The organism is Lentibacillus sp. (assembly GCF_035301925.1).
In the GTDB taxonomy this organism is placed as follows: Bacteria; Bacillota; Bacilli; order Bacillales; family Amphibacillaceae; genus Lentibacillus.
The window spans coordinates 20295-35981 of sequence record NZ_DATGTI010000157.1; the positions used below are offsets into that span (position 1 = coordinate 20295).

At 45.1% G+C, this 15687-nt stretch carries 13 protein-coding genes; all 13 read right to left on the bottom strand.

Features of this window, described 5'->3' with window-relative positions:
- Positions 1-149: 149 nt before the first annotated feature.
- Positions 150-434, bottom strand: a complete 285-nt coding sequence (gene spoIIID / locus VK080_RS12815) for a sporulation transcriptional regulator SpoIIID (protein ID WP_324225162.1) — start codon at positions 432-434, stop codon at positions 150-152.
- A 608-nt stretch (positions 435-1042) separates the two neighbouring features.
- The gene (locus VK080_RS12820; RefSeq protein ID WP_324225163.1) at positions 1043-1177 is read right to left on the bottom strand and encodes a hypothetical protein; all 135 of its coding nucleotides are present in this window, start codon (positions 1175-1177) and stop codon (positions 1043-1045) included.
- Positions 1178-1285: 108 nt separating this feature from the next.
- Positions 1286-2323 carry an AimR family lysis-lysogeny pheromone receptor gene (locus VK080_RS12825; RefSeq protein ID WP_324225164.1) on the bottom strand — a complete coding sequence of 346 codons (1038 nt, stop codon included), beginning with the start codon at positions 2321-2323 and terminating at the stop codon, positions 1286-1288.
- A 930-nt stretch (positions 2324-3253) separates the two neighbouring features.
- Positions 3254-4210 carry a peptidoglycan DD-metalloendopeptidase family protein gene (locus tag VK080_RS12830; protein ID WP_324225165.1) on the bottom strand — a complete coding sequence of 319 codons (957 nt, stop codon included), beginning with the start codon at positions 4208-4210 and terminating at the stop codon, positions 3254-3256.
- Between the two features lie 261 nt (positions 4211-4471).
- Positions 4472-5593, bottom strand: coding sequence for a stage II sporulation protein D (gene spoIID, locus VK080_RS12835; RefSeq protein WP_324225166.1), 1122 nt, complete (start codon positions 5591-5593; stop codon positions 4472-4474).
- Positions 5594-5848: 255 nt separating this feature from the next.
- On the bottom strand, positions 5849-6868 hold the full coding sequence (locus VK080_RS12840; protein WP_324225167.1) for an oligopeptide/dipeptide ABC transporter ATP-binding protein: 1020 nt from the start codon (positions 6866-6868) through the stop codon (positions 5849-5851).
- Between the two features lie 5 nt (positions 6869-6873).
- The gene (locus VK080_RS12845) at positions 6874-7824 is read right to left on the bottom strand and encodes a C40 family peptidase (RefSeq protein WP_324225168.1); all 951 of its coding nucleotides are present in this window, start codon (positions 7822-7824) and stop codon (positions 6874-6876) included.
- Between the two features lie 76 nt (positions 7825-7900).
- Positions 7901-8818, bottom strand: coding sequence for an LD-carboxypeptidase (locus tag VK080_RS12850; protein ID WP_324225169.1), 918 nt, complete (start codon positions 8816-8818; stop codon positions 7901-7903).
- A 546-nt stretch (positions 8819-9364) separates the two neighbouring features.
- Positions 9365-11029: a peptide ABC transporter substrate-binding protein gene (locus VK080_RS12855; protein WP_324225170.1), complete on the bottom strand. Its 1665-nt coding sequence runs from the start codon at positions 11027-11029 to the stop codon at positions 9365-9367.
- Positions 11030-11048: 19 nt separating this feature from the next.
- Entirely contained in the window at positions 11049-12056 is a 1008-nt protein-coding gene (locus VK080_RS12860; protein ID WP_324225171.1) for an ABC transporter ATP-binding protein, read from the bottom strand.
- Between the two features lie 8 nt (positions 12057-12064).
- Positions 12065-13018, bottom strand: coding sequence for an ABC transporter permease (locus VK080_RS12865; RefSeq protein WP_324225172.1), 954 nt, complete (start codon positions 13016-13018; stop codon positions 12065-12067).
- Between the two features lies 1 nt (position 13019).
- A complete protein-coding gene (locus VK080_RS12870) occupies positions 13020-13952 on the bottom strand; it encodes an ABC transporter permease (protein ID WP_324225173.1) in 933 nt (310 codons plus the stop codon).
- Positions 13953-14321: 369 nt separating this feature from the next.
- Positions 14322-15656, bottom strand: coding sequence for a UDP-N-acetylglucosamine 1-carboxyvinyltransferase (gene murA / locus VK080_RS12875; RefSeq protein ID WP_324225174.1), 1335 nt, complete (start codon positions 15654-15656; stop codon positions 14322-14324).
- Positions 15657-15687 lie beyond the last annotated feature (31 nt).

Here is a 15687-nt window from a genome sequence, read left to right on the forward strand (position 1 = left end):
CCCACCTCCCTGTGAAGTGAGTTTGTTTGTACTGAGCTCCACCCCCTATAAAAGTGGATAAACTTTGTAAGATCATGCACCTCCTGGGACGTGGATTGTGCAGCTTTGGTGATACCACCCCCTTTAGTGCTCGTCAGTCGTGGAAATGCTCATCCGACTGGCTTGACGGTGGAGTCTTCTGTCCTTTTATCTTCTCTGTATTTGTTTCGGGTTGCTTCGCCTCCGCGGAGATGGCGGATTGATTTGTGATAGTTGAGTACATCTTTGACTTGGTTGTAGAGTTCGGGATTTATTTCCGGCAAGCGTTCTGTTAAATCTTTGTGGACTGTGCTTTTGGAGACACCAAATTCTTTGGCAATCAATCGGACAGTTTTCCTCGTCTCCACGACATATTTGCCTATCCTGATTGTCCTTTCTTTGATGTAATCGTGCACACCGTTCGCCTCCCTAAGTTGGATATTTCCGAGGTGTGGTTTGAGACAAGGTGATACAATTACGCTGTTCACTTATCTGCTGGACAATTCTTCTGTGCAGCTCTAGCTGTATTTTCCTTTTTGGATCGACTGAAGAAAAAACCCCTTCACACATGACGTTTGTATGTATTGGATAAAATTCAGGTAATTGGATGGAAAGCTACACAAGCTCTCACCTCAGACTATTCTGAATGCTTGGTTTGTAACATTTTATTAACGTTCGGCGGGGAATATGATTAAAATCGCATCTTTGAGGAAATGAGGACAAGACGTATTTCTTGTAAGCAGAAAAAAGTCACTTATAGGATGGTTCCATTGTTCATCGATTAACTCAAAAATTCCCGAAATCTCAGCTGGCATCTGGGCCTTTGAAAATACTTCGGGAACCGCTCGATTTTTTATTTTTTTTAAGATATAATAAAAAAGAAAATAGGGATTCGGCTTTAATGCTGTATCTACACAACTGAACATATAGGAAAAAACAAACGATTCCCGGATTTGTGGTGTGTTCTATTCTCTTAAACCACTTATCCGGACGTTAAATTTTTATTTTTGGGACCTCACTGTCATTACATCATGTCTCCCAAATCTGGATCATAATTTATAACTGGCGGCTGGTCTCCCGCTAAACCTGTTGATCCAAGAGGTAATACACCTAACACTAGTGTTGCAGCGACACCTAACGAAACAATAAATTTTTTCAATTTTAAGCTCCTTTCAATTTAGTTTTAATTTAAAAAGCCGACCCTATTTTCATATCCAACAAATTTATGCTGTGCAAATGGCACCTGCATCAAAAATCAAAATACAACCTAACTGTTCATTTTTTGAAGCGCATTAAGCGGCAGTCTGCTGAAAAAGTAGTCGCTTCGTTTTTCAATAAATTGATTGTAAGACTGCAAAAGAATGGTTTTATCCCTTTTCGCCATTCCCAAATAATACATTCTGAATGGCGAGTTGGTTTCTATCTCACTTAAAATGGCCTCTGCTTTGGCATAGTTTCCTTTAGCTATTTCAATATGGGCCTGTTCACTTTTGTCAGTTGATGTAACCCCTTTAACCTTGTTGAAATGCGCCGAGATAAAAGGGATATTCTGCTGTTCGATTGTCTCCACAATTTTATCCAGGTTTTCTTTTTTAGCGATTTTCAGTGCTTCCGTATAGTGGTACATGGCCTGAAAATATGTGTCAAAAATGTACGATAAACCAAGCGCCATATGCAGACTGATTTCCGTTTCGGGATTGTTTGTTTGTGTAAGAACCCGAAACGCGTACTTACGTGCAATGATCACTTCGTTACGGACGAGATAATAAATGAATAAATTATGATACAATCGAGTGTGAAAAAACCCAAGGAGGAACCCGTCTTCTATTTTTTCAAATAAATTTTGCTGTTTTTCCATGATGTTGCCTAATTTTCCGTATTCGTTCTGCCTAAAATAAATTGATGTTTTAATAAACTCGAGCAGACATTTCAGCTCGGGTTCCTCTGTCTGAAAAGTGTTGGCACGTCTTAAGATTTCGTTTGCCGAATACCGCATTTGTTTACGGTCCAGTGTCAGCTGATAAACGTCGGCCCATTTTCGGTTGGAGTCAGATTCTGAGGATTTATTTTTGATGATTAACCGCTGCAAATCATCAAAATAACCGTTCATATATAAATATTCCATGCCTTTTTTACTGATATCATCCGAGGTTGTTTCCAGGCAAAAGTTTCGCACGAGCTTCTGAACGGTTTGCTCTTCGTACTCTTGCCGCAATAGCAATATGATTTGCTCTAAAGTCATCTCGTCATTCCTGGACAAGGTTCCAATTGAATCAGGCATCAGTTTCGCCTTGGAATCTGGCATGAGTACACAGCGCTCCTTTTGTTCATTATACTTAATGAGATTGATTCTAAATTACCCAAAACTCTCTTCTCTTTTACAAGGAAGAAAGATTATTTTCCTCGATTTACTTTCCGAGGCCAACAAATAGGGTCAAACCATAAGTTACCCTAGCCTTCCTATAATCCACTTAATAAAAGATTCTGTTAAATCATGTGTTTAATTATCATAATATCACAAAATTCGCTAAAAAAAAGGATAATCGTTCGACATTTTTTGCAAAATACTTCCGTTATTTTCCTTAATGGCGATTGGGCAAACAATAAAGACGATATCCTCGAAAAGATAAATATTTTTTCCTTTGATGCGCTGCCAAAGCTTTCCTTGTTCTGTCGCGTTGTCGGCACTAGGACGTTCTGTATGCCGTAAGATCCCCACATCAAGGTTTTAAAGAAGCTAAGTGGATGAATCAGCAGCCGTCAAGGAACTTGTCCAGACTGTCAAGAGATCCTGCTTATTACTAAATTTTTGTAGATAAAGCTTTCGTTTTTCATATAAGAGGATGTTCTAAATAAGTCCATTAAAAATGACATGTCGAGAAAGGGGGCCTTCGACTAAGTTCCGACACGTCCTGTTTCGAACGTCGAAGTCACCACAAACAAGAGAAGCTCCACCACAACACACGCAAGCCCACTGCACGAAACGACGCCGCCTCGAAATTTTGACGCAAAGGACGTGGCAGTGCAGGCGCCCGTTATTGTCATCGCGAACTTGGCCTGCCGGTCCTTTTTATCCGCTTTTTTGAACACGCACTATAATATTTTCCATAAATTATACTTTCCTGATGTTGCAAAAAAATAACCCTAGCTGCATTTACTAGGGTTTTTGTATTAATAGATTAAGCATATGATGATGTGGAAGGTGAATCAATTTTATTTTCACCTGTCGCATCAGTTACATACCAGGTCTTGGTACACTATCCATGGCGTCATCTTCATTTTCGCCTGAATCCGGATTCTCATTTTCGCCTGAATCTGGACTGTCATTATCAGACTGATCGGATTCGCTGTCTTCTTCGGCGTCGGATTCGGAATCAGTATCTTCTTCTTCTGTAGCATCGGACTCACTATTATCCTCTTCCGTTGCTTCAGATTGGTCACTCTCATGTTCGCTTCCGTCAGACTCTGCATTTTCGTTTTCCGCTTCATCGTTTTCGGAAACAGCTTCATCAAGTGCGCTCATTGGCTGATTGAAGAAGTCTTCAGGGTTAACATCCTCGCCATCTTTTCTGATTTCAAAATGGAGATGTGTTCCGTTGTCTTTTCCGAAAAGATTTTCGCCGGCGGTTCCAATCGCATCACCTTGTTCGACTTCACTATCGGCAGAAACCTGTACGTCTCCTAAACTGGCATAATGCGTTGTGACATCATTGGCGTGTGTTATGGTTACGACATTACCCAGCAATGGATCTTCCTTGACCTCAGTAACTGTTCCACTTAATGACGCCAACACATCAAATGTTTCACCGTCAGCAGATGCAATATCAATACCTGTACTTTGATAGTAGCGGTCGTTGAATACGACAATTGCATTCTCCTGATCTTCCTGGTCCGCGTTGTAGTCAAAGTATTTAGTTACGATTTCTGCTTGATCCATATTTTCCACAGGTGCTTGAATGACTTCCTGCTGATCCATGACAGGACGAGCATCCTCATCATGTTCGACTGGTGTATAGTCTTCTGTATTTTCCTCTTCCTGGCTCTCATCAATCTGGTTGCCAAGGTTCTGATACCATATCACCAATGACAGTAGGAGTGCAGCTATTGTCAAGTACACTGCCGGAAAAAACCACTTTTTGCGGAAAATGCGACTCCACTTATTTTTTGGAGTTCCGTTGTTTTCCTCTTTCATTTGTCATCACCTCAACAACCATTCTGAGCAGAAAAATCGGAAACTATACATTTTAGTCAAAAAAAATTCCGGATTTATGCATTTTTTCTGAAATTCAGTATAAAGTAAGAGGTTAATCAAATGGTTAGTCCGGAACATTGACATTAATGATGCTGCTTTGGCAGATTTGGTGGGGGTATCACAGGTTTTCGCTCCTGCTTTCCACTCCCCCTCAATTTACACAAAATAGTGCCCGGGATGATCGTGACATCCCGGGCATTTTCATTTGGCCACCAGCGTTGGGGCGGTGTCGGATACGGTGCTTATCTCGACTCCTTGGTAATAATGCTGCACAATTTCTTTATAAGTTTTGCCTTCTTCGGCCATTCCGTTTGCACCGAATTGACTCATGCCAATGCCGTGGCCGAATCCTTTTGTCGTGAAAATCAGATGGTCATTCTTTTTCTCGATGGAAAAGTCGCTTGAGCGCAATCCCAGTTCTTCGCGCATTTTCCGTCCCGAATAGGATTGATCCCCCAAGATGAGCTGATCGACACGTTTTCCTTCCGTTCGGGTGATTTCCATTGACAACTCATCAAGCGGGGGAAAATCCGCTCCAAGCAGCTCTTCCAATTCAGTTATCGTGAATATTTGTTGATCCATAAATTTTTGTGTGTTTTTATCCCACGGGCTTTCCACACTGCGCAAGTAAGGCACTTCATCTTCCCAGTAATCCTCCGAGTTTTCCGTATAGCCGTTGCTCGTGGAGAAATAAGCGGCTGTAATCGGCGCATTCTCATAAGTTAAAATTTCACCCTTTGTTGCTGCGACCGCTTTTTTAATTTTGGCCATTTCCTCCTCGTAATCACTTCCCATTGAGTTCCTTAATTCCTGATCATTATGGTACACCTGATCACTTGTCGTGTCCGTTACATCTGGCTGTTCTGCATTGTCCTGGTGAAGCATCCGATTGACGATAAACGTTCTCGCGGCCAATGACTGTGCTTTCAGGGCTTCCAGTTCAAATTCGGCAGGTGTTTCCGAGGCAACCACCCGGGATACGTATGTCTCCAACGGGACAGTTTCAACCTGTTCAGAATTTGCCCGCATGACTTCGACTGCAAACGGGGAATCACCCATTGCAATCTCAACCGCTTCCCCGCTTTGTTCGACAGCTGCCTCCTGTTCTTCTAAATCGGACATAAATGGCACGACGATTAATGTCGGAATTACCAAAATGATCGTCATTAAACTGGATAAAAATAAAATGGTTGATGCTTTCCACGATGACGGAGACTTATTAATCGAAAATGGCTTCTTGTTTTTTTGGAGCAGCTGAATGGATTGAGCTTTGCGCTGCTTTTTCTTTTTCCTGATTCCGGGTATGATTTTGTTTTTTTTCATGTACTGCCTCCTTAACCGTATTTGCATGTAACAGCCTCTAGCATTCCTACTATTAAATTTTATACAGTTTAGGAAAACAATAGAACCAGAGATTATGAAAATCAGTCAGGCAGTAAACCTTTATTTGATAAAAATCGGTTGCCACCTTGCCTTTTCAAGAGTCAAAGACCGGAAATCAGCGTTGATGAAAATCGAACGCGTTAGCCGATCTCGCTATTCAAACGTCTTCTTAAAATCTTTAATAAAACCCGTGCGTTACGTCTGCACGGGCTTTTTCCTGATATGAACGTTCGGTTGATTCGTGTCATTCAACGTTTCATCGTACAGATGACACGCGACATAGTGATTCTTTTCGACTTCAAGCCACTCGGGCTGCTTTTCAGCACAGACATCCATCGCAAATGGGCAGCGGGTGCGGAATACACAGCCGCTCGGCGGATTGATCGGGCTTGGCAGCTCGCCTTCCAGAATGATCCGCTCCCGTGTATCCTCAATATCCGGATCCGGAATTGGAATCGCCGACAGAAGCGCCTGCGTATATGGATGAAGCGGATTGTCGTAAAGTGAATCACTTGACGTCAGCTCGACCAAGTTCCCTAAGTACATGACACCAATCCGGTCGGAAATTTGCTTAACCATTGATAAGTCATGGGCAATGAATAAAAAGGTCAAGCTCTTTTCCGCCTGCAAGTTTTTTAATAGATTAACGACCTGCGCCTGAACGGATACATCCAATGCCGAAATGGGCTCATCCGCAATGATAAAATCGGGATCGAGTGCCAGGGCCCGGGCGATACCGATTCGCTGACGCTGGCCGCCGCTGAATTCATGCGGGTAACGATTCGCATGATCACGGTTCAGTCCGACCTCTTCCAGAAGCTGGATCACCCGGTCAAGCTGTTCCTGTTTGTTCTGATAAAGGCCATGAACTTCCATCGGCTCAGCTATGACTTCTTTAACGGTTGAGCGCGGATTCAATGACGCATACGGGTCTTGGAAAATCATTTGCATCTGACGGTAAAATTCAAATGTCTCCTTGTCATCCAGCTCATGCACATTTTGGCCATCATAATACACATCGCCTGACGTTTTGTCGTAAAGCCCCATAATCGTACGGCCGACCGTTGTTTTACCACAGCCTGACTCCCCGACAAGCCCGAATGTTTCTCCCTTATTGATATGAAACGTCACATCATTGACAGCTTTCAGTATTTGCCCTTTACCTATATTATAATGTTTGCTTAAATTGTTGAGTTGTAAAATTTTCTCTTCCATCACGATTACCCCTCTGCTTGCTGCCAGTATCTGGTTGCAGCACAAAGTTCTTTTTCATATTTCGTGCCTTTCAGTTCAATCAATTCAATCCCGCGTCCGGTTTGCGGGGAGTGAAGCATTTTTCCATGACCATAATAAAATCCGACATGGTGCAATCTACCTTTTCCTTCTTCATAGGCGAAAAAAATCAAATCACCCGGTTCAAGCTGATCATAGGGAACTTTCTCGACTGAAGCTGCCTGATCTCCGGCATCACGCGGAATCTGGTAGCCGTTCGCTTTATGCATAGCATAGACGAACCCTGAGCAATCATAACCGAACGAGCTCATCCCGCCCCAGAAATAATCCAGTCCCAGGTATGGCTCCCCGGCTTTTAAAAGCTCGTTGCCCTGTCTTTTTGGCAATCCCTGTTCTGAGCGGAACACGGTCACGTCACTTTTCCGCAAAAAATGAAAACCGTGTGGCGTATTCACTTTAATGCGATTATTTGTTTTACTTTCAACCGGTAACATCGTCATATAACTGAGTTTCATGATATGTTCGCCGTCTTCACTTTCCAGCCATGCGTGCCGTGACGTGACAGCAGCTGATTCTGCGCGCTGCCAGTCCTGTTTTTTTATTTTTTTCAGCTGGCTGAGCGGCATCCAGCCGGGATAACCGCGTTCATCTTTAACTGACGCTTGTGTCGGGACAACCACATGTGCCCAGTCATCTTTCGTTTCGGTTATCATGACCGCTTCTCCGTACAGCGTTTGCGTTTGGATGCGATTTTCATCGGATAGGGCAACGGTTGCCTCATAACTAAGATGGCTGACCCAGTTATCGATATCAGTCGGATTGGTAATCCCCGGTTTATCAACCTCCCTAGGTGACGACGGTGATGTCCATACTGTCGCAACTTGAACGGCTGTCACCCAGAGCTCCTCTGTAAATTGATCAAACGTTTGTTTAGTCATGGCTTTTCCCCCTTCAATGCTGATCGATGCTGCTACCCGCGTCTGTTTATCCAAATACGCATTTTCCCTTTTCTTCCTAGCAAACGCCCGCTTCAACCGTCAGTGTTTTATCCAATGTATTTAAGGTGGCTGCTTCCCCCAATGGCAGTGAAAAATGCGGGAAGCAATGACCGATTTTAAAGCCGGACATAACCGGACATGCCAGACCAGCAAAATAGTCATCAAAGACCTGTTCCAGGGAAAGGGATGGTTTTCCTTCGGGTGGTCTTGCTTCAGCAAAATCCCCGAGAACAATCCCGGCTGCCGTATTCAATTTTCCCGCAAGTTTCAGCTGATTGAGCATAGAATCAATCCTGTACGGCTCTTCCCCGATATCTTCAAGCAAAAGCAGTTTTCCGTTTGTATTGATTTCGAATGGTGTACCGAGTGTGCTGATGATAAGCGACAGATTTCCACCAGTAAGTTCTGCGGTCGCTTTTCCCGGTACAATCACATTCAGCGGGGAAATGTCTTCTGAATAGTGCAGTGTTACAGGGGCGAACAGCTGCCGAAACATACTTGCAGACAGTTCATCAAAATCCTGTTCAGCCACATCAGATGCAGGCATCGGTCCATGAAATGTTGTCAGGCCGGTTTGCTGGCGGATGGCCGTATGTAAATAAGTGATATCGCTATAGCCCCAATAAATTTTTGGATTTTGGCTGATTAACTGATAATCAATCCGGCTGGAAATCCTTGGTGTTCCATAGCCGCCCCGGGCAAATATAACCGCTTTGATTGAATCATCGACAGCCATTTGATGAAAATCAGCCAGCCGCTCAGCATCAGTCCCAGCCAAATAGCCATACTTTAAATTGAGCGTCTTACCAAGTTTGACATGCAGCCCCATCTTTTCAAAAAACGGAATCGTCCGCTTAACACGTTTCAAATCAGCAGGGCTCGCCGGTGCGGTAATGCCAATTGTATCGCCTTTTGCCAATCGCTGTGGTTTCATCGGATCCAGTCCTTTTTATGAGATAAGAAAGCATAAAATTTTGGATAACGTTTTCGATACCGAAATCGGCCAATTCGCCGATTTCCTTCAATCCGGCATCTGAAAAGACGCATCAGCGTTTTTTCAGATATATGTATTAGAAGCGGAAGAAGGAGTGGCTGGATAGCCATTCCTTCCACACTTCAGATGATGCGTACTGTGGCTGCACAAGTCGGGTGTTGTCGCCGGGCTTCGGCTGCGCGAAATTGTGGTATCGCCGCGCGAATTTCTGCTGTCGCCGCGCGATCTCGAGTGCCTGTCGCGCGAATTTTTGCTGTCGCCGCGCGAATTTCCGGTATCGTCGCGCGAAATTGAATGCTTGTCGCGCGAGATTGTGGCGTCGCCGCGCGTTCTCGAGTGCCTGCCGCGCGAATTCCCGGGATCGTCGCGCGATTTGATGCTCCTGTCGCGCGGAATTCCACTACTGTCCCCATGCGGCCCACCACATCACACTTCATCAGAATATCAATTATACGAACCCCATCAATGGAAGATTTCGGCATCCATCTACTGTTCAATATCAGCCCATTTCAACTCCAGATAACCGACTGGATGGCGCACGACATCTTTCACGTTGTCCTTGTAAATATAGACCTGGTTATAATAATGGATTGGGAAAATCGGCATTTCTCCTGCCAGCATTTGTTCTGCCTCATACATCAGCTCCCAGCGCTTTTCCTCATCCGTTTCCTGCTTGGCCTGGGCAATAAGCTCATCATATTCCTCATTTGACCAGCCGGTGCGGTTCATTGAAGAATCCGTGATAAAACTTTCCAGGAAGTTGACCGGATCACCGTAATCAAAGAGGAACGAACTCCGTGACAGCTGATGGTTCAGAGACTTTTGATCTTCCAGGAAGACGTTCCATTCGGTATTGGCCAATTCAACATCAACGCCAAGGTTTTCACTGAACATATTTTGCATCGTTTCGGCGATGGCTTTATGCTGTTCATCCGTATTATATGTCAGTGTCACCGGCGGCAGCTCATCATAGCCTTCCTCTTCCATACCTTCTTCCAGTAATTGTTTTGCCTGTTCCGGATCAAAGCTTACCATCTCCCCATTCACATCACGGAAATCCTCGCCGGATGGCGTGGTGAAGCCTGGTGAAACAAAAGCTTTGGCAGCTTGCTCATTGTTTTTAGTGACATAGTCAACAATGTCATCCTGATTGATGGCCAGTGCGAATGCTTTTCGGATTTTTTCGTTCTGGAACGGCTCTTCTGTCACATTAAAACGGTAGAAATAAAGCCCCGCCTGATCTTCAATGACCACATTGTCCCCGTCAATCAGCTGATCTGCCATATCTGACGGGATTTCGGTCACATCGAGTTCATCACTTTCAAACATCTGGTACTCCGTGTTGACATCGGGAACCATTACCCAGTTAACCTTATCAAGGTTGACCGTGTCGCTGTCCCAGTATTCCGCGTTCTTCACGAACACCATTTCCTGATCATGTGACCATGATTCAAGCTCGAATGGTCCATTGGAAACGAAAGACTCTGCTTCTGCATGCCATTCCGGATTTTCCTCGGCAACTTCTTTATTAACCGGGAAGAATGCCGGGTTGGTCACTACATGCAGGAAGAACCCTGTCGGTGCCGTCAATGTCACTTCAAACGTCTTTTCGTCAACGGCTTCAACCGCTACATCATCAGCCGATCCGTCGCCGGCGTTGTATGCTTCTCCGCCCTCAATGAAATAGCCGAGAAATGCTGCAGACGAACCTGTTTCCGGATTCAAAAGCTGTTTCCATGCATAAACAAAATCTTCCGCTGTCACCGGGTCGCCATTTGACCAGTTCGCATCCTCGCGCAGGTAAAAGGTATACGTTTTTCCGTCATCGGAAATGTCCCAATCCTCTGCTATCGCCGGCTGTGGCATATCATCCTGCCCCAGTCTCGTCAAACCTTCCATCAGGTTGTTCAAGACATTCCATGAAACGCTGTCAAAACCAATCGGCGGATTCAATGATGTCGGTTCTTCGCCATTATTCATGCGCAATACTTTTTCACCGCCGCTGTCACTTTCTTCTGCTGCATCGGCATCTGAATCTGAGCCGGCATCAGCCGCTTCATTGCCGCCATCATCCCCTGTTGACGTCGTACATGCCGCCAGCACTAAAATGAATGCGGCAAACATAAGAAACAAAAACCCCTTTTTCTTCATGCCTTTGTTCTCCCCCTTGTTATGTTTTATCGGCTGTTAAAGCCAGAAGCTGTTTCGCCCGCTCATCCTGGAGCCAGCAATCCACTTTGTGTGTCTCACTCAGTTCCGACTGGAGCGGGTAAACTTTATCACACACCTCCATCGCCATAGGACACCGCGCTGTGAACGGACATCCCTGTGGAGGTGAGAATAAATCCGGTGGTGTCCCGTCAATCGGGATCAGTTTCTTACCTTTAACATCGAGTCTTGGCACTGATTTTAATAACCCCTTTGTATACGGATGTTCCGGTTCGTAAAAAATTTCCTTTCTTGTTCCTTCCTCGATGATTTTTCCGGCGTACATGACGACAATGCGGTCAGCTATTTTTGCAACAACGCCAAGGTCATGCGTGATTAAGATGATCGAAACACCTGTCTGCTCCTGTATACGTTCAAACAGTTCCAATATCTGTGCCTGGATGGTCACATCAAGTGCGGTCGTCGGCTCGTCGGCAATCAATAGCTCCGGTTCACAAATCAATGCAATGGCAATCACGATCCGCTGCCGCATACCGCCGCTGAACTGGTGAGGATATTGTTTAAACCGCTCTTCCGGATTTGGAATCCCGACCAGATGCATCATCTCGAGTGCCTTTTCTTTCGCTTCAGCACTTGACGTTTTCCGGTGTTCCATCAAACCTTCAACCAGCTGAGTGCCAATCGTTAATGTCGGATTCAATGCTGTCATCGGATCCTGGAAAATCATTGAAATGTCGACACCGCGTATCGAACGCATATCTTTTTCAGGAACTGTTGTAAGTTCTTTCCCTTTAAACGTAATCGTCCCGTTTGATATTTTTCCGGGCGGATCGGGAATCAGCCGCATAATCGCATTTGAGGTGACGCTTTTCCCACAGCCGGACTCCCCGACAATGGCAAGCGTCTCACCCTTATGTAAATCAAAACTGACACCGCGTACGGCTTTGACCGTCCCGCCAAATGTTGAAAAGGTTACATGCAGGTCTTTGACATCAAGTATTTTTTCCATCTGCTCACCTACTCCTTCAACTTCGGATCAAGTGCATCCTGAAGCCCATCACCCAGTACGTTAAATGCAAACATCGTAAACGAAATAAAGAAAGCCGGGAAAAATAATGTCCACCAATAGCCGGATAAAATCGCTCCCAGCGCATCATTTGACATCACACCCCAACTGGCATATGGCGACTGGATGCCCAGCCCCAGGAAGCTTAGAAACGCTTCAGCAAAAATGGCATTCGGCACAGTCAGCGTCATCTGGACAATGATCGGCCCCATCGTGTTCGGGAGCAAGTTTTTCCGGATAATTCTTGGTGTCTTGGTTCCAAATGATTTCGATGCCATGACAAATTCAAAGTTTTTGATCTGCAGGACCTGCCCCCTGACAATCCTGGCCATCCCGACCCAGCCGGTGACTGAGAGCGCAATAATGATTGTTGTCAAGCTCGGACCCATCACAACCAGCAGCAAAATGACAACTAATAGGTACGGCAGGCCGTACAAAATCTCGATGATACGCATCATAATACTGTCGGTGCGTCCGCCTTTATAGCCGGCAATACCGCCGTAAATCACGCCGACAAAAAAGTCAATCAGTGCCGCCATTAACCCGACAAACAATGAAATCCTGGCACCATACCACGTCCGGGTGACGACATCGCGTCCGAGTGCGTCGGTACCAAACCAGTGGTCAGCTGATGGCGGCAGGAACTGGTTCGGGCGATTCTGATCCGCCACAGAATAGGGTGACAGCATCGGCCCAATAATAGCCATGATTCCTAAAATGACCAGGAATACCAAGCCTGTCATGGCCAGCTTATTCTTCTTGAGACGCCTCCATGCATCCCGCCAATATGAAAGCGACGGCCGCGAGACGGTTTCAGCGGCTTCTAAATCTTTTTCTTTCCATCTGAACCAATCATCCGGTATGTCGGCAGGAGAATGAATGGTTTTGACTTCTTTTGGGTTCATCTTATTCTCCTCCCTTCTTATGCAGTTTGATTCTCGGGTCAAGGAACCCGTAAGCGACATCCACCAAGAACAGCATCAAAATCAGAAATGCACTGTAAAAAACGGTCGTCCCCATAATGACCGGATAATCCCGCTGGTTGATGCTCTCCACAAAATATTTTCCCATGCCCGGAATGCCGAAAATTTGCTCAATGACAAACGTACCCGTCAAAATTCCGGCAAGTAGTGTCCCCATGATCGTCACTACCGGCATGAGCGCATTTTTCAGCGCATGCTTGATAATGACTTTCCACGGTTTCAATCCTTTTGCCCGGGCCATTTTGATATAATCCTGTGTCAGCACCTCAAGCATCGTCGACCGTGTCAGGCGGGCGATTATCGCCATCGGGCCTGTTGCCAGCGCGATGGTCGGCATGATCATATGCATCGGACTGGACCATGTTGCTGCCGGAAGAATGCCGAAATTAACCGCCAGTACTTGAATGAGCAGCGTTGCCAGCACAAAGTTTGGAATCGATATGCCCAAAACGGCAATCGTCATGGCCATATAGTCGATGATCCCGTTGTGCTTCAAGGCTGCAAAAATACCAAGAATAATGCCGGGGACGACCGCCACCGCAATGGTGACAATCCCAAGCTCAAATGAAATCGGGAATCCCCGTCCGAGCAAATCATTCACCGTTTCATTCGGCTGTTTAATGGATGGGCCGAAGTCAAATGTGGCAATTGATTTTATGTAAAGCAAATATTGTATGTAATAAGGTTCATCCAAATTATAATGTGCCTCAAGATTGGCCTGAACCGTCTCATTGGTCGTCCGTTCTTCATTAAGCGGCGATCCGGGCAGTGTCACCATCAGGACAAATGTCAGTGTGACAATAATCCAAAGGGTCACCAGCATAATGGCAAACCGTTTCAAAATATAACGCAGCATGCAGTCCACTCCTATGTAATACGCCACCGTTGTAAGCGATTTCATATTTTCCATCTGAATATAACTTTTTATTGCTGAATATCAACGTTTTCAGTCACTGTTTTAATTTTCTTAAAGTTTATCATATTATCAATAAAATGCAAGATGAAATTTATCCAAGAATAGATAATAAATGGGAATTTAGGCATATGCCAGGCGTTATTGAATTATTCAGGATCAAGGTGCTGTTAAAATATGGTTATAGCAGGCAGCAAAAAAACAGATGGATCCCCCATCTGCTTTCGTTGTTCCCATCTGCTATTTTGTCAGGTAAAAATTAAATCCAGCGATTATAGCATTTGCTGCACAGTAAATGGTGCCTTCTTCTTTTTACGATTTGGAAACTTCCACGACTGCTTCATCAGCCATATTTTCAGCTTGAGTAAACGGGTTAACGGCATTTCCATTTTCATCCACCCGTTCAATATCAGCTCCCAGCGTGGCCAATTTTCCGGCAAAATCCACATAGCCGCGATCAAGATGCCTTAATTCGGTCACTCGTGTATGGCCATCAGCGACTAAACCTGCTAATATGAGCGCGGCTGCTGCACGCAAATCAGTTGCTGCAACCTCAGCTGCCTGCAGATCAGCAGGACCTTCGATGATCACACTGCGGCCTTCTATTTTCATTTTGGCATTCATACGGCGGAATTCCTCCACGTGCATGAACCGGTTCTCAAACACCGTTTCCGTAATGACACTTGTGCCATTAGCATTCAGCATCAGAGCCATCATTTGCGATTGCATATCGGTAGGAAATCCTGGATGCGGTAATGTTTTTATATCGGTAGCAAATAATTTATCAGGACCAATCACACGGATGCCATCTTCCTCTTCAAAGATGGTAACACCCATTTCTTCCAGCTTGGAGATAACGGAACGTAAATGTTCACTCTCCGCATTTCTAATCAGGATATCCCCGCCGGTAATGGCTCCTGCAACCATAAATGTACCGGCTTCCACACGGTCCGGAATAATCGTATGTTTGGCACCGTGCAGTTTTTCCACACCCTCGATGCGGATTGTCTCTGTTCCTGCACCGACTACTTTCGCTCCCATTTTATTCAGGAAGTTTGCCAGGTCCACAATTTCAGGTTCTTTAGCACAATTTTCAATAACGGTTTTGCCTTCTGCTAGTGTTGCTGCCATCATAATATTTTCGGTTGCGCCCACACTTGGCATATCCAGATAAATCTTTGCACCATGAAGACGTCCATCAGTTTCCAGTTCCACGTATCCGTTCCCAACGTGCACACGAGCTCCCATCGCTTCGAATCCTTTTAAATGCAAATCAATCGGCCGTGATCCGATTGCACAGCCGCCGGGCATTGCTACCTGTGCATGACCATAGCGCGCCAATAGTGGTCCGAGAACTAATACTGACGCACGCATTTTCCGCACATATTCAAATGGAGCTTCGGTCAATAATTGATTTGACGCATCAACATAAACAGTGTTATTTTCAAATTGTACATTTGCATTCATGTTTCGCAATACTTCATTGATTGTATATACATCAGCCAGAATGGGAACATCAGAAATGACACTTTTCCCTTCGCTGGCCAGGATGCTGGCGGTTATGGCCGGCAGCACAGCATTTTTGGCTCCCTCCACTTTCACGGAGCCTTTCAGTCGTTCTCCGCCTCTTACGATGATTGTTTCCATATTTTATTCTCCTTATAATCCAATTTCACTA